Raw genomic sequence first — 19,407 nt, 5'->3', positions numbered from 1 at the left:
GGGCGGCCGATCGCTGTGTGGGACGGGAACCGGGGGACGCATGGCATGCCCGTACGGTAGGACGCCGACCGCAGCGCGTGTCGCCGTCGTCCACAGGCCTTTCGCGGAGTGAAGGCGAGGGGAGCCGGCGCCGCCCGTGCGGACGGGCGCCGACCGGTCCGCACGGGCGCTACGGCAGTGCCATGCGCGGTCGAGCCGGGTGTGCGGCTCCGCGTGCGCGCACGCGGAGCCGCAGGAAAGCCCTCCGCGCCGCCGCGTGCCAGGGGCCGTCGTCCGCCGTCGGAAACGGGCCCTTCCGCGCTGCCTGCCCCCGGCCGTCCACCTCAGGGGTCGTCGCGACGGGCGAGAGTGAGTGTCGGCGGCCGCGGCAGGCGCAGCGGGCGGGCAGCGGTACGTTCAGGCGGACCCGGGCGCCGGGCCGGCGTGTGCCGTCGGCCCGGGTCAGCTGCCGGCGGCCGCGGCGGATGCGCCGGACGAGGCCGGAGTCTTGCTCTCCTTGGCGCCGCTGGAGCCGGAGCCGGACGAGTCCGACGTGCCGGAGGAGGAACCCGAGCCCGAACCGGAGTCCGAACCGGAGCCGGAGTCCGAGCCGGAGGACGCCGACTCGCCGTTCGACGAGCCGCCGGAGTCCTCACTGGAGGCGGACGCCGCCGTGGAGGAGCGGTCGGAGGAGGAGTTGCTGTCGGTGCGGTAGAAGCCCGAGCCCTTGAAGACGATGCCCACCGCGGAGTACACCTTGCGCAGCCGGCCCTCGCACTGCGGGCAGTCGGTCAGCGAGTCCTCGGTGAACTTCTGCACGACCTCCATCTCGGAGCCGCACTCGGTACATGCGTACTGGTACGTCGGCACTGGGTCCTCCTTTTGGCACTCTCACCCGTCGACTGCCAAATATTACGCGGTCGGGCAGCGCAGCCGCGACATCGGGGGCGTGGCGCCGTAGAGATCACTGGGAGCGGGCTGCCGACATCCGTCAACGCCGCACGGAACGGGGGTGTTCCCCCTTGCCCTGCGTATCCGGCTCCCGCCCGGTCACCGCCGGTCGAGCACACGCAGCCCCCGTTCGGGCGTCACCACCCCGTCCACGGGCCGGTCGTGCGGCTCGGCCGGAACGGACTCCACCAGCTCTGTGTCGTAAATCACCGCCAGAGTGAGCGTGTTGGGGCCCACCCGCGACAGCGCGCGGTCGTAGCACCCGGCGCCCCGGCCCAGCCGCAGTCCGGCGCCGTCCACGGCCAGCGCCGGGCACACCACCGCGGCCGCCCTGCGCACCGCGTCGGGCCCGTAGCGGCGGCCCGCCGGCTCCAGCAGCCCGTACCGGGCGCCCTCCAGGCTGTCCGGCCCCTCATAGGCCGCCCAGTCCAGCTCCCCGCTGTCGAGGAACACCGGCAGCAGCACGTAGGTACCGCGCTTCCACAGCGCCGCGATCAGCTTGCGGGTGCCGGGCTCGGTCCCCACCGAGTAGTAGACGGCGACCGTCCCGCCCGTCGTGAACAGCGGCTCGGCGGCCAGCGCGTCGCGGATCGCCGAGGCCGACTCCTCGCGCTCCCGTTCGGGCATCGCCCGCCGCGCCGCGACGAGACGCCGGCGCATCTCCTGCTTGCTCTCCTGTGCGGTCACGACACAGCAGTCTCCCAGCTCCCGCCCCTGAGCGCGCAGTCCGGTCCGCCCGCCGGCGGGCACCCGCCGCCGGCCCCGCCGGGTGTACGGACACCGCTGCGAACCGCTGCGGCGCCGCCACGCGCGCCGGGCGCCGCGCGCCGGGGAGGTGTCCTAAAGTGCCGACATGACAGATACAGAACACCCCTCGCGCGTGGGGAAGGCGGTCGTCCCCGCGGCCGGATTGGGCACCCGGTTCCTCCCGGCCACCAAGGCGACCCCCAAGGAGATGCTGCCCATCGTCGACAAGCCGGCGATCCAGTATGTCGTCGAGGAGGCCGTCGACGCCGGTCTCGACGACGTACTGATGGTCACCGGCCGGTCCAAACGCTCCATCGAGGACCACTTCGACCGCGCCTACGAGCTGGAGGAGGCGCTGCGGGCCAAGAGCGACACCCAGCGCCTGTACTCCGTGCGCGAGTCCAGCGAACTCGCGCAGGTCCACTACGTACGCCAGGGCGAGCCGCGCGGCCTGGGCCACGCGGTGCTGTGCGCCTCCGCCCACGTCGGCGACGAGCCCTTCGCCGTGCTGCTCGGCGACGACCTCATCGGCCGCAACGAGGCCCTGCTGCGGCGCATGATCCAGGTCCGCGAAACCTACGGCGGCAGTGTCGTCGCCCTCATGGAGGTCGAACCCGACCACGTGTCCCTCTACGGCTGCGCCGCGATCGAGCCCACCGACGAGGACGACGTCGTGACCGTCACCGACCTCGTCGAGAAGCCCGCGGTGGATCAGGCCCCCAGCCGCTGGGCCGTCATCGGCCGCTACATCTGCGACCCCGCCGTGTTCGACGTGCTGCGTGAGACCCCGCCCGGGCGCGGCGGCGAGATCCAGCTGACCGACGCCCTCCTGCAGCTCGCCCAGCGCAAGCCCGCCGACGGCGGTCCGGTGCACGGCGTGCTGTTCCGCGGTCAGCGCTACGACACCGGAAACAAGATCGACTACCTGCGCACTGTGGTGGAGTTCGCCTGTGAGCGCCAGGATCTGGCCGCGGAGTTCCTGCCGTGGCTGCGCGACTTCGTCGACCGGCACCCCGCCGCCGGCGACGACGCCTGAGCACACCCAAACGCCCCTCGCCGCGGCCCCGCGCGAGGGCGGTACCGCCGACACCGGGTGAGGAACACCGATGAAATCCGTCGAGCAGCACATCCGCGACGTCCTCGACCTGGTCGAGCCGCTCGAACCCATCGACCTGGACCTCCTGCGCGCCCACGGCGCCGTTCTCGCCGAACCCGTGGCCTCGGGAGTCGCCCTGCCGCCGTTCGACAACTCCTCGATGGACGGCTACGCGGTGACGGCCGACGACCTCGCCGGCGCCTCCGCCGAGGAACCGGTGCGCCTGCCCGTGGTGGCCGACATCCCCGCCGGCGACGTCGCGGCCACCGCAGTGCGCCGCGGCCACTGCGCCCGCATCATGACCGGAGCGCCCCTGCCGCGCGGCGCCGACGCCGTGGTCCCCGTCGAGTGGACCGACGGCGGCCTGGCCACCGTGGCCGTAGACCGGCCCGTGCGCCCGGGCAACGCGATCCGCCGGGCCGGTGAGGACGTCGAGAAGGGCGTTACCGTGCTGCAGCGCGGCGCGCGCCTGGGCGCGGGGGAGCTCGCGGTGCTGGCCGCCGTGGGGCGGGGATCGGTGCCGGTCCATCCGCGTCCGCGCGTGGTGGTGCTCTCTACCGGAGCCGAGCTGGTGGAGCCGGGCTCGCCCATCGGGCCCGGCCAGATCTGGGAGTCCAACAGCTACATGCTGACCGCCGCCGCGCTGGACGAGGGCTGCTCGGCGTTCCGCCGCGGCTTCGTCGGCGACGATCCCGCCACGGTCATGGAGACCATCGAGGACGCGCTGGTAGAGGCCGACGTCGTCCTCACCACCGGCGGGGTGAGCATGGGGGCCTACGACGTCGTCAAGGAGGTGCTCTCCCGCCTGGGCACGGTGCGCTTCGACAAGGTCGCCATGCAGCCGGGGATGCCGCAGGGGGCGGGCACCGTCGGCGACTCCGCCACCCCGATCCTGACCCTGCCCGGCAACCCGGTCAGCTCCTACGTCTCCTTCCAGCTGTTCGTGCGCCCGGTGCTGCGCCGACTGCGGGGCCTGTCGCCCGACCCGCTTCCGGCCGTACACGCGCGCCTGACCTCGCCCGTTCCGCACTCGCCGAAGGGGCGGCGCTCCTACCTGCGCTCGGTGCTGGAGTACGACGGCGCCGGCGGCCCCACCCCCTACACCGCTCGGATCGCCACACGCCAGGGCTCCCACCAGCTCTCCGCGCTGGCCGAGACCAATGCGCTGGCGGTGGTGCCCGAAGCGGTCACGGAGCTGGCCGAGGGCAGCGTGGTAGAGGTCCTCCAGTTGCCCGCCGCCCCCTGACAGCCGGACACCCCGCCGGCAGGCACCCCGCATTCCGTCGAGGAGGACGAACACCATGTCACAGGACCATCCCTCCGGGCTGAGCCACCTGGACTCCGCCGGCGCGGCCCGGATGGTCGACGTGTCGGCCAAGGACGTCAGCGCCCGCACCGCCACCGCCACCGGCAAGGTGCTGCTGTCGGCCGAGACCGTCGCGGCGCTGCGCGGGGAGGGCGTGCCCAAGGGCGACGCGCTGGCCGTGGCGCGGCTGGCCGGAATCCAGGGGGCGAAGCGCACCCCCGACCTCGTCCCGCTCTGTCACCCCATCGCCATCCACGGCGTCGACGTCGGCCTGGAGGTCGTCGACGAGGGCGTCCTCATCAGCGCGACGGTGCGCACGGCCGACCGCACCGGAGTGGAGATGGAAGCGCTCACCTGCGTGACGACGGCCGCGCTGGGGCTGGTGGACATGGTCAAGGCGATCGATCCCGAAGCCGTGGTCACCGAGGTCCGTGTCGAGGAGAAGACCGGCGGCAAGACCGGGGACTGGAGGCGGTCGCAGTGAACGGGGTGTTCGCCGACGACGAAGGTGTGACGGGGCCGCGCTACCGCGTCGCCGCGATCACCGCGTCCAACCGGGCCGCCGCCGGCGTCTACGCCGACCGCTCGGGCTCTGTACTGCGTGAGGAGCTCGCGCGCCTGGACGGCGTCGCCGTCGAGGGCCCGTGGGTGGTCGCCGACGGGCCGCCCGTCGCCGACGCTCTGCTCCGTGCCCTGCGCGTGGGCTGCGACGCCGCCGTCACCACCGGCGGCACAGGGCTCAACCCCACCGACGCCACCCCCGAGGCCACCCGCCCGCTGCTGACCTATGAGATCCCCGGCATCGCCGAGGCGCTGCGTGACGCGGGCCGGGACAAGGGCGTCGCATCGGCGGTACTCTCCCGCGGGCTGGCCGGCGTCGCCGAACGCGGCGGTCGGCGCATGCTTGTGGTCAACCTGCCCGGCTCCAGCGGAGGGGTCCGCGACGGCATGGGGGTGCTGGCCCCCATCCTCGGCCACGCCATCGATCAGATGCGCGGCGGCGACCACCCTGCCTCGGCAGGCTGACGGCGTTCAGCGCGTGGTGGAATACTGGAGGAAAGCGAAGGGGGCACCACCCGCTCCCCGCCCGTCGCGGCAGGGGCGGGACCACAGCACCCGCCGGCCGGTCACCGGGGGCACCGGGACCGGGCGGCGCCGGAAGGACGCGACGTGAATCGGATCCGCGGCTGGCCGATCACCCTCACGGAGGGGCCGGTGGGCCTGCGCCCGCTGCGCTTGCGCGACGCCGGCGCGCTGCGCGACACCCGCACCCGCAACGCCGACTGGCTGCGCCCATGGGAGCCCACCTATCCCGAGATGCCGCTGCACACCTCGGGGCTGTCGCCGTATGTGGCGATGGTGCAGGCGATCCGCCGCGAGGCACGCCACGGCATATCGATGCCCTGGGCCGTGACCTACGACGGCGAGTTCGCCGGGCAGCTCACGATCAGTGCCGTCGTGTGGGGGTCGGCGCGCTCGGCGCAGGTGGGCTACTGGATCGACAGGGCCCACGCCGGGCGCGGTATCACCCCGACGGCGGTCGCGCTGGCCGTCGACCACGCGTTCTTCACCGTGGGGCTGCACCGGATCGAGGCCTGCGTCCGGCCGGAGAACCAGGCGAGCCGGCGCGTGGTCGAGAAGCTGGGTTTTCGCGAGGAAGGTGTGCGCAAGCGCCAGCTGCACATCGACGGCGCGTGGCGCGACCACATCGGCTACGCACTGACCACCGAGGACGTCCCCGGTGGCCTGCTCGCGCGCTGGCGGCGCCAACGCGGCCAGGTCGCAGGTTCCGACAGCGCAGCCGGAGGCTCGGTCTAGCCCGGCGCGCCCAGGGGCCGGAGGCGGCCGGGATCGGCGCTGAGAAACCGGTGTCAGCAGGCCTCCGTTCGCGGGATAATCGCCGATGACCCGGCCGCACGGCTGTCGGCGGCGCGGCCTGTCGTGTCGCGGCCCGCGAGCGTGTCCGGGTGTCAGGCGGCCGTTGCGGAACCGGTAGCCGGCGGCCAACGTCAATGGGGAAAGGCTGTAATCTCACGACACTCCGGTCCGAATACTGCGCATTTATGGACACCTGGTCGTACCGTGCGGAACGTAGACGCACTAACGATGCAGGCAACACGTACATATGGCGCATGGGGGACGGCGAATGACGAGTGGCACGGTGAACGGCGCGGGCGCCGGATCGTGACCTCGGGGCGGCCCGCCGAGGGGTCGCCACCAGCCATGAGCCATGAACGGGCCTTGTCGCCGGAGCGTCTGGGACTGTCCTGTGGTCGGCGGTACGAGGAGGGGTCATGAGCAGCTCTCCTCTGTATCTCGCCATCGTGGTCGTGTGGCTCATCGTGTTGGTGCCGATGCTGCTGCGTCGCGACTCCGCCGTCCACTACGAGGACGACACCGACCTGGACGCCGATCTCGACGACGACCCGCAGACCCGTCCGGACGACGAGCGCGCCGACGACGGTGAGGATGGCGAGGACGTCGAGGACGACGGGGCCGAGGAAGCCGCCCCCGGGGACGAGCGCGTCCGCGCGCCGGAGGTCCGGGAGGCGGATGTCCGGCGGGCGCACGCCGCACGGCGCGCCTCCGAGCCGGAGCCCACCCGCACTCTGGAGTACCGGGATGCGGAGGAGCCGCGCGAGGAGGAGGCCGTGATGGAGGCCGCGCCGCCTCCGCCCGCGCCGCGGCGGCGCCTGAGCCGGGCGACGGTCATCGCGCGGCGCCGGCGGCGCACCTCCGGGCTGATTGCGCTGCTCGTACTGGCCGGCATCGGTGTCGCCACCGGTCTGGGGCCGTGGTGGGTGCTGGCGCCTCCGGCGGTACTGCTGCTGGGCCACCTGGCCCTGCTGCGCGAGGCGGCCAAGGCCGACGCCGAGCGCCGCGTCGCCGAACTGCGGCGCCGTCGGCGTGCGGCCGAGCTGCGCCGCGCCCGTGCGGCCCGCGAGGAGGCCCAGGCGGCGCGCCGGGCTCAGGTCATCGAGCTGATGGAGCGCCGCAAGGAGGTCTACGACCAGTACACCGACGCCCACCAGCGCGCCGCGGGCGACTGAGGACCGCTCGGCGCCCGCGGCGCCCGCCTCGTTAGCCGATTCGGAGCACACGGCTGAAGCTGCTAGGATTTGGAGCGTTGTTCAGGGGCTGTGGCGCAGTCCGGTAGCGCACCTCGCTCGCATCGAGGGGGTCAGGGGTTCAAATCCCCTCAGCTCCACATTCGGCCAGGTCAGAGATCATCTCTGGCCTGGCCTTCGTATTTCGTGCGTCGCCCGGTCGGCGGTACGGGGACACGCGGACACAGGGGGCCGTCACGGGACGACCGCGGACCCGCGGCCGACGTGGAGTCACCGTCACTGTGAGCGTTCGCACCCGCGCGGCCCCTTGGGCGGCCGCGCCCCCGCGTGACGGACCGGGGCGACGTCGGGAAAATCCGGCGCACTCGGGCGCTCCCGGGTATCGTGTGCTGCAGCGGGCTCACCCGCCACCCCGCTGTCTCTGTCGCCGCCGCCGGATCGGGCGGCGCGAGTGCGACCGCGGTCACGCAATGCATTGGCGAGAGCGGACGGAATGGCGCCCGGGCCAATGGAGCCGTCGCGATCGGATTGGCGGGACGGCGGGCCGGTATTTCCGGGCGACGCGAGAATTCGCAGGTAGGAGGTCGGGCGCCGGCCCCTCGGGTGCCGTGCGCCTGCGGATTCGGTCTCCTGGACGGGGCCCGGCATTCGTCGGACCGCTGTTTTCCCAGTTCAGAGCCCGCGCGAGGGCGGCGAATGCACAGGCGGTCGGTGCGGCGGCGAGCGGCCCCGCCGAACACGGTGGGCGACGACGGGTTCCGTTGTGCAGTGCATTGTTTATGCGCATTTCAGCGTCATGGCATATATATCCGGTAGAAGGCTGGTAAATCCCGGTTTGGGGCTTGCGCGAAGTGTGGCCGGTGGCTTATCTTACGTGCCGGGGATGGATGATGATGCAATGGAAAGGTGCACTGTGCTGAAGAAGTCCTTCGCGGTCATGGCGCTTGCCATCACCGCGGTTCTCGCGCCTTCGATTCCCGCCGCCAGCGCCGATACGGCCGAGGCGTCGACAGCCGGCTTCAACTGGTACTAAGCGGGTCGCCCGTTCGCCGGGAGCCTGCAGAGCAAGAACGCCGCCTTCCGGCCCGTGCCCCCGGGTCGGAAGGCGGCGTTTGCGTGTGTACAGCCGTCCCCGGCCCCGACGTGCCTCTGCGCGGGCCGCGACGCGTCTCCACTCCCCGGCCTCGCCGCCGGTTGCGGACACCGCCGCGGCGGTCGGCCCGGGTTGGGGAGCCGCGCCGAACGGGTAGGCAACTCGGAGTGATTCAGGCCGGCGGCAGAAGGACGGCGAGGATTGTGCCCGACCACCCCGAGCAGCCCCCGCCAGAGCCCCCCGGGTCCCAGCCGCGCCCTCGGCGCGGCCGCCATCCGGGCGGCGGCGAGTTCCCGCCCGGCCACCACGCCCCCGGCGGCTACCAGTTGCCCGTCGATCCCTCCGAGCCCCCGCCGCCCGCGAACCCCTCGGCGAGCGAGAACGCCCCCGGAACCGGCGCGGGCCGGGAGGAGTCGGCACCGGTGGCGGCCGAGCGGTTCCGCCGCGCCGAACCCGCCCGGCGCAAGGCCATACCGGCCTTCGGCAGCAAGGGGCACTGGCGCCTGTGGACCACCACAGTGCTGTTCGTCATGTTCACGGCCAGTTGGGCCGACTACCTGGAGCCGACCACCCGCGCGGTGTGGCATCTGGTGTTCTGGGCACTGCTGGGCGCCGCGGCGCTGTTCGCGCTCTACCGTGAGCGCCGCAACGCCTGGAAGGCGGCGCCGCGCTGGCCCTGGCCCGCGGCCGCCGTCGTAGGCACGATCGCGACCGAAGTCCTGGTGGCCACGGTGGGCTCCACCGCGGCCATGATCGGATCGGTCGTGGTCCTCGTGGTCGGATTCTTCCTGGTGTCGCTGTTCGGCTGAGGCCTGCGGGCCGCCTGTGCGGCCGGACCCCGCGCGGCGCGGGCGCGGCCGGTGGGTCCGGCTCAGGTGGCCTCACTGTCGAAGGGCGGGCGCTTGCCGTTCAGCTGGGAGGCGGGACGGCGGCCGGAGGAGGGATCGTCCTCGTCGTCGGCGTCCCAGAAGTGCTTCTGCACGAACCGCCGCGGGTTGAGGTCTTCGACGTCGAAGTCATTGAACTCCGGCCCCAGCCCCTTCTGGATGTCGGACTTGGCGCTGTTGGCCATGGTCCGCAGTTGGCGCAGCACGCGGGCGACCTGCGTGGCGGCCTTCGGCAGCTGCTCCGGGCCGAGGATCACGAGTGCAAGCACAGCCAGGGCGATGAACTCGCCCATGCCGATGTTGAACATGTCCGGCTCCTCCGATGGCCCGTGGGGGTTGCTCCGGCCTTCTAGCAGATTAACCGTTGTTGTACCCGTCGTGGCAACGGAGGGGCGGCCTGTGGATGACGACTCGCGTTATCTCCGCCCGGCCGATCGGTTCGGCCGCGGCAGCGGGGCGCAGCGCTAGGGTTGGGGCGGTTCGCATCCGCAGGTGCTTCGGCGGCCGGTGGGAATCGCGGCGCGGAGTGCCCCCGGTAGGGGAGTCGGGCGGGAGAGGTGCAGTGGGCAGCACGGGGTTGCGCGAACAGGCAGGGACGATCGTCGGCAGCCGCTGGTTCCAGTCGCTGATCGTCGCACTGATCCTGCTGAACGCGGCAGCACTGGGGATGGAGACCTATGTCGACGGTCCTCTCGCCCGTGCCGAGGGCTGGCTGGCCCTGGCCGAAGCCGGGTTCGTCACCTTCTTCGCCGTCGAACTGGCGCTCAAGATCTTCGCCTACGGCCGCCGGTTCTTCCGCGACCCGTGGAACTGGTTCGACATGGCCGTGGTCGGCATCGCCGCGGTCCCGGCGTCCTCCGGGTTCTCGGTGCTGCGGATGCTGCGCATCCTGCGGATCCTGCGGCTGGTCAGCGTCCTGCCCCAGATGCGCACGATCGTCACGGCGCTGTTCCGCTCGGTCCCGGGCATGGGGACCGTCATCGGGCTGCTGCTCATCATCGTCTACACCGCGGCGGTACTGGGAGAGCGGCTCTTCCACGACATCGACCCCGAGCACTTCGGCGACCTGGGCACGACCCTCTACACCATGTTCGTGCTGCTCACCACCGAGGACTGGCCCGAGGTGGCCGCGCCGGTGCTGGCACAGGAGCCGGCAGCGTGGCTGTTCTTCGTCGGCTACATCGTGGTCACGGCCTTCATCATGCTGAACCTGGTGATCGGCGTGATCGTCACCGCGCTGGAGCAGGAGGTCAACGCCGAGCGCTGGCAGGAGGACCAGGAGTTGGAGCTTGCCCAGCACCAGTCGGTCATGAACCGGCTGGAGGAGCTGACCGAGCAGGTGAGCCGGCTCAGCGAACAGGTGCGGGTGCTCAGCGGCACCGACGACGGGCGAGAGGCGGCCTCGGGACCCGACGGTGCGGACGGCGGGGCGAGGGCGGAATCGGCGGTGGTGCCACGCGGCCGCAGCAGCGATTCGGCGGCTGCGCCTTCCGGAGCCCGGGGCACCGACGGAAGTCCCAGCACCTAGGGCGCCGTCCTCCCAATGCACAAAGCCCTTCGCCCGGGACCGAGCGAAGGGCCGAGAAACGGATTCAGGCGCCGTCAGAGCGAACGCACGTTGGACGCCTGCGGGCCCTTGGGCCCTTCGGTGATCTCGAACTCGACCGACTGGTCTTCTTCCAGGTTCCGGAAGCCGGTACCCGCGATCGCCGAGTAGTGCACGAACACGTCCGGTCCACCGCCCTCAACGGCGATGAAACCGAAACCCTTCTCAGAGTTGAACCACTTCACGGTGCCCTGAGCCATCTGCTCTCCCTTTGGGGACTACTTCGGGGCCGCACCCTGCTGGCCCCGGGTCGCTGAGCGCTCGCCCCAGGGAGTTTCCGCCCGAACGACCAGCGCCCACGTGAAGTTCCGTGAGGCGCCTGGGCCATCAATGGAAACTACAACCGCAACCGGATCATGAGACTACCAGGCGGACATGCGCCGTGCCGAGGCTTTCCGCCGCGGGAACCCGATTTCCAGAATCCGTCATTCCCTGTTTCCGCGTCGCCGTGAGCAGCAGGGAAGGGCCGGACGCATGCCGCGCTGAGGCCCTTCCCCCTTCCGCTCTCGGCGCAGGGCTAACTTCCGCCGCCGTTGCCGTAGATCCAGGTGTCGAACCACATCCGCTCCGCCCAGGCGTCGTAGGGGATCGTCTCGGCGCTGAGCACCGGGTACAGGTAGGCGAAGTTGGCGACCACCAGGAGAAGCACAACACCGAAGGCCACGCCGCCGGCCACCCGGGCCCAGGGCGAGTACTCCGGCCGCGTCTCGCCCGAACCCAGGGCCAGGCCCAGGGCCAGCACCGTCGCCAGCACGACGAAAGGCAGCGCCGGCAGCGCGTAGAAGGCGAACATGGTCCGCTCGGGATAGGCGAACCACGGCAGCCACCCCGCGGCCACGCCCAGCAGCACCGCGCCGGCGCGCCAGTCGCGGTAGGTCAGCCACCAGCCCAGCATCACCACGACGGCCACGGACCCCAGCCACCACACCGCAGGGGTGCCGAGGCTCAGGATCGTCGTGGAGCAGTCGGAGGCGCCGCAGTCGGAGGGCTGGTCGCTGTAGTGGAAGGCGACCGGCGTGCGCATGATGGGCCATTCCCACGGCTGCGACGCGTAGTCGTGCGGCTTGGACAGTCCGCTGTGGAAGGAGTACATCTGGTTGTGGTAGTGGGCCAGGCTGCGCAGCCCGTTGACGGGAGCCTGCACGAACCCCGGGGCGCTCTCCAGCCACCCCGGCATGTGGGCCGCCCCCCACCCGCGGGCGTAGCCGCCCGCGGTCGCGAACCAGCCGGTCCAGGTGGCCAGGTACGTCACCGCGGCGACGCCCACGGTCTGGAAGAACGCCGGCACCGCGTCGAAGGCGAACCAGCGCAGCGCGGTGCGGTCGTGGGCGACGCTGCGCCGCGCGCCGTAGTCCCAGGCCACCGTCAGAAGTCCGAACGCCGCAACGTAGAACAGCGCCGACCACTTGCAGCCCACCGCGAGGCCCAGGAACAGGCCCGCGGCGATGCGCCACCAGCGCATCCCCAGCCAGTTGAGCACGCCGCCGCCGCGCTCGGCGTTGGCGGCCAGCCGCTCCCGGGTGCGGTCGCGGTCGACGACCAGGCAGCCGAAACCGGCCAGGATGAAGAAGGTCAGGAAGATGTCGACCATGGCGATGCGGCTGAGCGTGAAGTGCAGCCCGTCCAGCGCCATGATCAGGCCCGCCGCGCAGCCCAGCAGCCACGAGCGCGTCAGTCGGTGGGCGATGCGCACCAGCAGCAGCACCGACAGCGCACCGAAGACCGCCGAGGCCAGCCGCCAGCCTTCGGGTTCGACGGCGGCGGTGCCCGGCAGCAGGCCCCACAGCCGGTCGCCCGCTGCGATCAGCCACTTCGACAGCGGAGGGTGCACCACGAAGTCGGCGCCGCCGCTCCAGATGTCGCCGTTGCCCCGCGCCAGCATCTCGTCGGCGTTCTCCAGGGTTTCGTGCTCATAGCCGAAGACCCACATCGACAGCGCGTTCTTGGCGTAGTAGGTCTCGTCGAAGTAGATGTGGCCGGGCCGCCCCAGCCCGATCACGCGCAGCGCGCCGGCGAACAGGGCGAGCGCCACCGCGCCGACCCACCCCGGCCACGCCGGTGTCGGCATCGGTGGCACCAGGCGGGAGCGGACCGATGCCCGCCAGCTCGGATCGGGGTCGACGGTGGCTTCGGGTGCGGTGGTGGTCATGTCGGCTCTTAAGGTTGGGGCACGGGTGGACGGTCTTCGGGGGCGCCTCGCGGCTGGATCGATCGTGCCGGGCGATGCCGCGCGGCCGACGGGGTGCGCCGACCGGGGCGCGCTCCGCAAACCGCCGCTGCGGCGGGGCCGAGGGCCGGTCGGCGGCCGCCCGCGGAGCACTCCCTTACCGTAGCGTCTAGAAAGCGGGTGGACCGTGACCGCAGGGCCGAGTGAGGCCGAGGAGCCGCGCGCCGCACACGCGACGGGAACCCTGACGCTGGCGGGGCTGCCGATCGGCAACGGTGACGACGCTCCGCCCCGGCTGCTGCGCGCGCTTGGGGACGCACGGACCATCGCGGCGGAGGATACCCGGCGGCTGCGCCGCTTCGCCGCCCGGGCGCAGCTGCGGCTGGGCGGCGAGACCGGGGCGCGCGTGGTCTCCTACTACGACGCCAACGAGGCGCGCCGCGCGGAGGAGCTGCTGAGCGAGCTGCAGGCGGGCCGCGACGTCCTGTTGGTCACCGACGCCGGCATGCCCGGGGTCTCCGACCCCGGCTACCGGCTCGTCGCGGCGTGTGCGGACGCCGGAGTCCCCGTGACGGCGATCCCCGGGCCCACCGCGGCGACCACCGCGCTGGTGCTGTCCGGGCTGCCCACCGACCGCTTCTGCTTCGAGGGCTTCCCGCCGCGCAAGGGCCGGCGGGCCTACTTCGCCGACCTGGCCGGCGAACGCCGCACCATGGTGTTCTTCGAGAGCACGCACCGGCTGGCCGCGACACTCGCGGCGATGGCCGAGGGGTTCGGCGCCGACCGGCGCGCCGCGGTGTGCCGAGAGCTGACCAAGACCTACGAAGAGGTGCGGCGCGCGCCGCTGGGCGAGCTCGCCGAGTGGGCGCAGGGCGAGGTGCGCGGGGAGATCACCGTCGTGGTGGCCGGCGCGGCCCCGGCCGCCGTCGCGCGCACCCCCGAGGACCTGGCGGCGGCGGTGGCCGAGCGCGAGGACGAGGGCGTATCCCGCAAGGACGCGATCCGCGAGGTGGCCCGGGAGCTCGGGGTGCCCAAGCGCGAGGTCTACGACGCGGCGCACCGCTGACCCACGCGGCGCCGTTCCGGCCGCGGCGGCCGATCGCCGCACGTGCGCCGGGCCCCTCACACGCGAAAGCGGGGCCGGGCAGTGCCCGACCCCGCCTGCGAATCCGCTACCGCGACTGCGGCACCGGTGCGGCGCTAGACCACTGCTCCGTCGGTCTGCTCACGGGCGGTGCGCAGCTCCTTGCGCTGCTTGGTGCGCTTCTCGCGGATGACGTGCGGCGCGGGCGTCTTGTCCCACCGTTGCAGCCACGCCGCCAGCGGGGCCGCCACGAACACCGTCGAGAAGACACCCGATATCAGGCCGATCAGCATCGCCACCGCGAAGTCGCGCAGCGACGAACCGCCGAAGATCGCCAGCGTGCCCAGGATGAACACGCCGCCGATGGTGGTGTTCACCGTACGCGGGATGGTGTGCAGGATGGCCGTGTTGGCGATCTTTCTGAAGCCCGACTTGCTGTCGTTGGCCCATTCGTCGCGCACTCGGTCGAACACCACCACCGAGTCGTTCACCGAGAAACCGATGACGCTCAGGATGGCGGCGAGGAACACGCCGTCGATGGGCCGGCCCAGCCACGTGAACAGGCCGATCACCAGAGTGATGTCGAAGGCCAGCGCCAGCATCGTCGAGACGCCGAACGACCAGCGGAACCGCCAGGCCAGATAGACCATCTGCAGGGCGAGCGCCGCAACCAGCGCGATGAGCGCCCGGTTGCGCAGCTCGTCGCCCATGCTCGGGCCGATCTTCTCGTCGGAGAGCCGCTCGACGTTTCCGGCCTCCTCGGACAGCGCGTCCTGGATCGCGTGTGCCTCGGCGTCGGAGACGGGGCCGGTGCGCACCGCGACATCGCCGTCGCCCGACTCCTGCACCACCGCGTTGGGGTGGCCGGCCTCGGTGACGGCGTCGCGGGCGGCGGAGACGCTGATGTCCTGCTCGGTCGTGAAGTCCATGACCCGGCCGCCGGTGAACTCCACACCGAAGTCGGGCGTGCGGATCAGCACGCCGGCCACCGCGACGACCGCGATCCCCGCGGCGATGCCCAGCCAGAGCTTGCTGCGCGACATCAGATCGGGGTTGCGCTCGATCAGCCAGGTGCGCACCCGGCTGATCCTGGAGATGCCGGTGACGGCGGGGTGCTGGCGCACGACCTTGCGGCGCACCGCCCACTCGACCAGCACGCGGGCGATGACCAGGGCGGAGACCATCGAAGCGATGGTGCCCAGGCCCAGGGTGACACCGAATCCGCGGACCGTGCCCGAGGCGAAGAAGAACAGCAGCGCCGCGGCGATGAGCGTGGTGATGTTGGTGTCCAGCACCGCGCTCCAGGCCTTCTGGGTACCGCCGAGGAACGCCTTCTGCAGGTTCGGCGGGATCGCCCGGCGCCGGCGCCGGGAAAGCACGCCCGCCTCGGCCTGTTCCGTCTCGGAATCGGTGGCGTCGGCCATCCCCGCCGACTTGTTGGCCTTGTAGACCTTCGACTGCTGCTGGTATTCCTCGCGCGCTCGCTCGAAGATCAGCACGTTGGCGTCGATGGCCATGCCGATCGCGAGCACGAACCCGGCTAGACCGGGCAGCGTGAGCGTCGCACTCAGCGCCACCAGGGCCGCGTAGGCGATCAACGTGTAGCAGGCCAGCGCCACCGCGGCCAGGAAGCCGACGAGGCGGTAAGCCACGCAGATGTAGGCGCCGGTCAGCAGGAGGCCGACAGCGCCGGCGATGAAGCTGGCCTTGATGGCGTCGGCGCCCAGGGTCGGGCCGACGGTCTGCCGCTGCACCTCGGTGACCGGCAGCGGCAGCGAGCCGCCCTCGATCAGCACGGCCAGGTCGTTGGCGCTCTCCTGGTCGAAGGAGGAGCTGGTGATGGTCGTTGAACCGCCGGTCTGACCGACGTCGCAGGCGGTGTCCTGGTTGACCTCGGGCGAGGAGATGACCTCGTCGTCGAGCACGATGGCGACGCGCCGCTGGGGCTGGCCGGGGTCGTTGCAGGCGGCCTGGCCGGTGAGGTCGGCCCAGGCGTCCTGGCCTTGCCCGCGGAAGTCGACGTTGACCTGCCACTGCGTGTTGGTGGTCGGGTCGAGCACGGCTTCGGCGCTGGCGACCTGGTCGCCCTCGATCTTGGACTCGCCCAGCTGGAGCTGGTTGCCCTGCTCGTCGGGCAGGGTGCGGGCGACCTTGTCGGGGTCGGCGGCCTGCTGGCCGCCGCCTTGGCCGCCGCCCTGGCCCTGCATCAGCTGCTCGAGCTGCTCCTGGGTCATGTCCTCGGCGCCGCCGCCCTGGCCGCCGCCTTGGCCGCCCTGGCTCTCCATGAGCTGCTGGAGCTCCTCCTCGGACATGCCGCCGGCGCCGCCTCCGCCTTGGCCGCCGCCTTGGCCGCCCTGGCCGTCGGTGGGAGCGCGCGCCTCATCGGCGGGTGCCTTGGCGGAGTCGCCGCCACCGCCGCCGATGCCGCCGCCCGGCGCCTGCATGCCGCCGCCCTGCTGCGGCTGGACGCCCAGGACGGGGTGGAAGGTGAGCTGCGCGGTCTGGCCGAGGATCTCGGCCGCCTCGGTGGGGTCCTGCACCCCCGGAAGCTCGACGATGATGCGGTTCTCGCCGGACCGCGACATGGTGGCCTCGCTGACACCGAGCCCGTCGATGCGCTCACGCAGCACCTCGATCACCTGGTCGGTGTTCTCGGCGTTGGCCTCGGTTCCGGCGCGTCCGTCCCGGGTCTCCAGGACGATCTGGGTGCCGCCGCTGAGGTCGAGCCCCAGCTGCGGCGGTATGAACCATGCGGCGCCGAACGCGCCGATGACGATGGCTAGGGAGACGATCCCGCGCAGCCAGCGCGTTCCGGCTCCCGATTGGGTGGACAATGGATTACCTCTCACGAACGGGTCATGCGGCCTCTGCGGCAGGGCGGGGCGCACTGCCGGCTGTGGACGGGTTCACATGCCTCGGGTGAGCGGTGGCGCGCGGCCGAACGGCAGCGCGAACGCGTCGTCGAGATGCGGGATGCCGACCGATTCGGGCGCCGGTATCAGTACCCGGGCGCCGAGGTCGGCCAGCCACGGCAGCGCCGGGCTGTAGACCTCGGACAGGTCGCGCACCGGCGGGCGGTGTTCGGAGCTCCAGCCGGGCAGTGCGACGGCGACGGCGCCGGAGTCGCGCTCGACGACCAGCGTCCGGCCGGAGCCGGAGTCGTCGTCGCTGGAATCGTCGTGGTTCGCTGTGGCGACGGCCAGCGGCGCGTGCCGCGCGGTCTGGGCGGCCAGCGCGGAGGCGCCCTGCGACAACGGTGCGCCCATAAGGAGCAGGGCCATCACCGCTAGCGAGGCCAGGGCACGGGAAACCGTGGTGACCACCGCCTTAGTCGAACGTGGGGCCGCGTGTCCGGCCGCCTGCGCGGGCCCGGGAGGGAACCGGGCGGGCACGTCGTCCAGGCAGACGAGCCTGGACGCCAAGCCTACCGATTCGCGAGGCTCCTGTGATCCCTGCGCCGGGGGCTGTGGAGGGCGGCCGGCGCCGTCCACAGGCCGCGGGAATGCGGGTGAATCGGGGCCGCGGCCCCTTATAGGGTTGTGGCATGTCGTCGAAACGCCACATCCTGACCGCGGTGGCCTGGCCTTACGCCAACGGCCCCCGCCACATCGGGCACGTATCCGGATTCGGTGTCCCCTCCGACGTCTTCGCGCGCTTCCAGCGAATGTCCGGGCACGAGGTCCTGATGGTCAGCGGCACCGACGAGCACGGTACGCCGGTGCTGGTCCTGGCCGACCAGGAGGGCGTCACCCCGCGCGAACTCGCCGACCGCTACAACAGGGTGATCGTCGAGGACCTGGTCGCGCTCGGGCTGTCCTACGACCTGTTCACGCGTACGACCACCGGCAACCACTACGCCGTCGCCCAGGAGTTGTTCACCGGGCTCTACGAGAACGGCTACATCTTCACCCACACCACCAAGGGCGCCATGTCGCCGTCGACGGGGCGCACCCTGCCCGACCGCTACATCGAGGGCACCTGCCCCATCTGCGGCTACGGCAACGCGCGCGGCGACCAGTGCGACAACTGCGGCAACCAGCTCGACCCGATCGATCTGATCGAGCCGCGCTCCAAGGTCAACGGCGAGGTCCCCGAGTTCGTCGACACCGAGCACTTCATGCTCGACCTTCCGGCGTTCGCCGAGGCGCTGGGCACCTGGCTGCAGTCCAAGAGCGGCCAGTGGCGGCCCAACGTGCTGAAGTTCTCGCTGAACCTGCTCGAGGGCCTCCAGCCGCGCGCGGTCACCCGCGATCTCAACTGGGGCGTGCCGATCCCGCTGGAGAGCTGGCGCGACAACCCCAACAAGCGGCTGTACGTGTGGTTCGACGCGGTCATCGGCTACCTCTCGGCGTCGGTGGAGTGGGCCCGGCGCACCGGAGACCCCGAGGCCTGGCGCCGCTGGTGGCAGGAGCCCGCGTCCGAGGGCTACTACTTCATGGGCAAGGACAACATCGTCTTCCACTCCGAGATCTGGCCGGCGATGCTCATGGGCTACAGCGGTCAGGGCGACCGCGGCGGCGATCCCGGCTCGATGGGCGCGCTGAACCTGCCGACCGAGGTGGTCTCCAGCGAGTTCCTCACGATGGAGGGGCGCAAGTTCTCCTCGTCGCGGCGTGTGGCCGTCTACGTCCGCGACTTCCTGGAGCGCTACTCCGCCGATGCGCTGCGCTACTACATCATCGCGGCGGGGCCCGAGACCCAGGACACCGACTTCACCTGGGCCGAGTTCGTCCGCCGCAACAACGACGAGCTGGTCGCCACCTGGGGCAATCTCGTCAACCGGTCGATCTCCATGGCCGCCAAGTACCTCGGCGAGATCCCCGAAGCCGGCGAGCTCACCGACGAGGACCGCCGCGTCCTGGCCGACTCCGCCGCCGCCTTCGACACGGTGGGCGAGCACCTGAACCACTCCCGGTTCAAGGCGGGCCTGCAGGAGACGATGCGCACCGTCGCCGAGGCCAACAAGTACATCTCCGAGCACGCGCCCTGGGCGCTGCGCAAGACCGACTCCGACCGGATGCGGACCGTGCTGCACGTCGCGCTGCAACTGGTCAGCGACGCCAAGACGCTGATGACGCCGTTCCTTCCGGACTCCTCCAACAAGGTCTACGCCATGCTCGGGGGGACCGGGACGTGGTCGGCGATGCCGTGTATCGAAGCCGCCACCGACACCATCGGGGGCGACACCGAGACCAGCGAGTACCCGATCATCACCGGCGACTACGGTGACAGCGAGGCGGTATGGGCGTCGGTGCCCCTCCGACCGGGCACCCCGCTGTCGGCGCCGACGCCGCTGTTCACCAAACTCGACCCCAGCGTGGCCGACGAGGAGGTCGCCCGCCTGGAGCAGGAGGCCGTCGAATAGCGATCGGCGGCCTCGCGCGAGCGGCGCACGCGCCGGCGCGCACTGCACGATAGGAGCG

Annotated in this window: 18 protein-coding genes and 1 tRNA gene; 12 read left to right on the top strand and 7 right to left on the bottom strand. The window is 71.8% G+C overall.

Annotated elements, in window-relative coordinates; translation table 11 throughout:
- Positions 1 to 441: 441 nt before the first annotated feature.
- Complete coding sequence (locus tag LP52_RS24830; protein WP_040276832.1) at positions 442 to 849, bottom strand: FmdB family zinc ribbon protein; 408 nt, start codon at positions 847 to 849, stop codon at positions 442 to 444.
- 180 nt (positions 850 to 1,029) lie between these two features.
- On the bottom strand, positions 1,030 to 1,590 hold the full coding sequence (locus tag LP52_RS24825; RefSeq protein ID WP_052810249.1) for a 5-formyltetrahydrofolate cyclo-ligase: 561 nt from the start codon (positions 1,588 to 1,590) through the stop codon (positions 1,030 to 1,032).
- Positions 1,591 to 1,783: 193 nt separating this feature from the next.
- Here LP52_RS24825 and galU point away from each other — a divergent pair, with 193 nt between their 5' ends.
- The 9 genes from galU to LP52_RS28610 all read left to right on the top strand — a co-directional run bounded on the left by galU (position 1,784) and on the right by LP52_RS28610 (position 9,049).
- A complete protein-coding gene (galU, locus tag LP52_RS24820; protein ID WP_157036474.1) occupies positions 1,784 to 2,713 on the top strand; it encodes a UTP--glucose-1-phosphate uridylyltransferase GalU in 930 nt (309 codons plus the stop codon).
- Positions 2,714 to 2,783: 70 nt separating this feature from the next.
- On the top strand, positions 2,784 to 4,019 hold the full coding sequence (gene glp / locus LP52_RS24815; RefSeq protein ID WP_040276830.1) for a molybdotransferase-like divisome protein Glp: 1,236 nt from the start codon (positions 2,784 to 2,786) through the stop codon (positions 4,017 to 4,019).
- Between the two features lie 55 nt (positions 4,020 to 4,074).
- Positions 4,075 to 4,563: a cyclic pyranopterin monophosphate synthase MoaC gene (moaC, locus tag LP52_RS24810; RefSeq protein WP_040276829.1), complete on the top strand. Its 489-nt coding sequence runs from the start codon at positions 4,075 to 4,077 to the stop codon at positions 4,561 to 4,563.
- 26 nt (positions 4,564 to 4,589) lie between these two features.
- On the top strand, positions 4,590 to 5,105 hold the full coding sequence (locus LP52_RS24805) for a MogA/MoaB family molybdenum cofactor biosynthesis protein (RefSeq protein WP_040276844.1): 516 nt from the start codon (positions 4,590 to 4,592) through the stop codon (positions 5,103 to 5,105).
- A 144-nt stretch (positions 5,106 to 5,249) separates the two neighbouring features.
- Positions 5,250 to 5,897 carry a GNAT family N-acetyltransferase gene (locus LP52_RS24800; protein ID WP_040276843.1) on the top strand — a complete coding sequence of 216 codons (648 nt, stop codon included), beginning with the start codon at positions 5,250 to 5,252 and terminating at the stop codon, positions 5,895 to 5,897.
- Positions 5,898 to 6,373: 476 nt separating this feature from the next.
- Positions 6,374 to 7,129, top strand: coding sequence for a divisome protein SepX/GlpR (gene sepX, locus LP52_RS24795; RefSeq protein WP_040276828.1), 756 nt, complete (start codon positions 6,374 to 6,376; stop codon positions 7,127 to 7,129).
- An 84-nt stretch (positions 7,130 to 7,213) separates the two neighbouring features.
- Positions 7,214 to 7,287, top strand: a tRNA-Ala gene (locus LP52_RS24790).
- 758 nt (positions 7,288 to 8,045) lie between these two features.
- Positions 8,046 to 8,180 (top strand): hypothetical protein, encoded by a 135-nt coding sequence (locus LP52_RS28820; RefSeq protein ID WP_274518838.1) that lies wholly within the window; start codon positions 8,046 to 8,048, stop codon positions 8,178 to 8,180.
- A 263-nt stretch (positions 8,181 to 8,443) separates the two neighbouring features.
- Positions 8,444 to 9,049 carry a hypothetical protein gene (locus LP52_RS28610; protein ID WP_084723474.1) on the top strand — a complete coding sequence of 202 codons (606 nt, stop codon included), beginning with the start codon at positions 8,444 to 8,446 and terminating at the stop codon, positions 9,047 to 9,049.
- Positions 9,050 to 9,111: 62 nt separating this feature from the next.
- Here LP52_RS28610 and LP52_RS24780 read toward each other — a convergent pair whose 3' ends face one another.
- Positions 9,112 to 9,435, bottom strand: a complete 324-nt coding sequence (locus LP52_RS24780) for a sec-independent translocase (protein WP_040276827.1) — start codon at positions 9,433 to 9,435, stop codon at positions 9,112 to 9,114.
- Positions 9,436 to 9,689: 254 nt separating this feature from the next.
- Between LP52_RS24780 and LP52_RS24775 the strand changes: the two genes are divergently transcribed.
- On the top strand, positions 9,690 to 10,655 hold the full coding sequence (locus LP52_RS24775) for an ion transporter (protein ID WP_238581082.1): 966 nt from the start codon (positions 9,690 to 9,692) through the stop codon (positions 10,653 to 10,655).
- A gap of 74 nt (positions 10,656 to 10,729) precedes the next feature.
- On the opposite strand, the gene LP52_RS24770 is transcribed toward LP52_RS24775, so the two are convergent.
- Positions 10,730 to 10,933, bottom strand: a complete 204-nt coding sequence (locus LP52_RS24770) for a cold-shock protein (protein ID WP_040276826.1) — start codon at positions 10,931 to 10,933, stop codon at positions 10,730 to 10,732.
- Positions 10,934 to 11,250: 317 nt separating this feature from the next.
- Positions 11,251 to 12,882, bottom strand: coding sequence for a dolichyl-phosphate-mannose--protein mannosyltransferase (locus tag LP52_RS24765; protein ID WP_040276825.1), 1,632 nt, complete (start codon positions 12,880 to 12,882; stop codon positions 11,251 to 11,253).
- Positions 12,883 to 13,087: 205 nt separating this feature from the next.
- On the opposite strand from LP52_RS24765, the gene rsmI reads away from it, so the two are divergent.
- A complete protein-coding gene (gene rsmI / locus LP52_RS24760; RefSeq protein ID WP_052810246.1) occupies positions 13,088 to 13,966 on the top strand; it encodes a 16S rRNA (cytidine(1402)-2'-O)-methyltransferase in 879 nt (292 codons plus the stop codon).
- 134 nt (positions 13,967 to 14,100) lie between these two features.
- Here rsmI and secD read toward each other — a convergent pair whose 3' ends face one another.
- On the bottom strand, positions 14,101 to 16,818 hold the full coding sequence (secD, locus tag LP52_RS24755; RefSeq protein WP_040276824.1) for a protein translocase subunit SecD: 2,718 nt from the start codon (positions 16,816 to 16,818) through the stop codon (positions 14,101 to 14,103).
- A 72-nt stretch (positions 16,819 to 16,890) separates the two neighbouring features.
- A complete protein-coding gene (locus LP52_RS24750; protein ID WP_157036473.1) occupies positions 16,891 to 17,307 on the bottom strand; it encodes a hypothetical protein in 417 nt (138 codons plus the stop codon).
- Positions 17,308 to 17,528: 221 nt separating this feature from the next.
- Between LP52_RS24750 and metG the strand changes: the two genes are divergently transcribed.
- The gene (gene metG / locus LP52_RS24745) at positions 17,529 to 19,349 is read left to right on the top strand and encodes a methionine--tRNA ligase (protein ID WP_040276822.1); all 1,821 of its coding nucleotides are present in this window, start codon (positions 17,529 to 17,531) and stop codon (positions 19,347 to 19,349) included.
- Positions 19,350 to 19,407 lie beyond the last annotated feature (58 nt).

This window comes from Streptomonospora alba (assembly GCF_000826685.1).
In the GTDB taxonomy this organism is placed as follows: domain Bacteria; phylum Actinomycetota; class Actinomycetes; order Streptosporangiales; family Streptosporangiaceae; genus Streptomonospora; species Streptomonospora alba.
Note: the sequence above shows the minus strand (reverse complement) of the source record. Positions and strands in the feature narration are given on the sequence as shown.

Excerpts from the sequence above, each read along its gene's own strand:
- LP52_RS24825 (WP_052810249.1), bottom strand. The coding sequence starts at position 1,590 with ATGCGCCGGCGTCTCGTCGCGGCGCGGCGGGCGATGCCCGAACGGGAG.
- galU (WP_157036474.1), top strand. The coding sequence starts at position 1,784 with ATGACAGATACAGAACACCCCTCGCGCGTGGGGAAGGCGGTCGTCCCC.
- glp (WP_040276830.1), top strand. The coding sequence starts at position 2,784 with ATGAAATCCGTCGAGCAGCACATCCGCGACGTCCTCGACCTGGTCGAG.
- moaC (WP_040276829.1), top strand. The coding sequence starts at position 4,075 with ATGTCACAGGACCATCCCTCCGGGCTGAGCCACCTGGACTCCGCCGGC.
- sepX (WP_040276828.1), top strand. The coding sequence starts at position 6,374 with ATGAGCAGCTCTCCTCTGTATCTCGCCATCGTGGTCGTGTGGCTCATC.
- LP52_RS28820 (WP_274518838.1), top strand. The coding sequence starts at position 8,046 with ATGGAAAGGTGCACTGTGCTGAAGAAGTCCTTCGCGGTCATGGCGCTT.
- LP52_RS24780 (WP_040276827.1), bottom strand. The coding sequence starts at position 9,435 with ATGTTCAACATCGGCATGGGCGAGTTCATCGCCCTGGCTGTGCTTGCA.
- LP52_RS24770 (WP_040276826.1), bottom strand. The coding sequence starts at position 10,933 with ATGGCTCAGGGCACCGTGAAGTGGTTCAACTCTGAGAAGGGTTTCGGT.
- LP52_RS24765 (WP_040276825.1), bottom strand. The coding sequence starts at position 12,882 with ATGACCACCACCGCACCCGAAGCCACCGTCGACCCCGATCCGAGCTGG.
- metG (WP_040276822.1), top strand. The coding sequence starts at position 17,529 with ATGTCGTCGAAACGCCACATCCTGACCGCGGTGGCCTGGCCTTACGCC.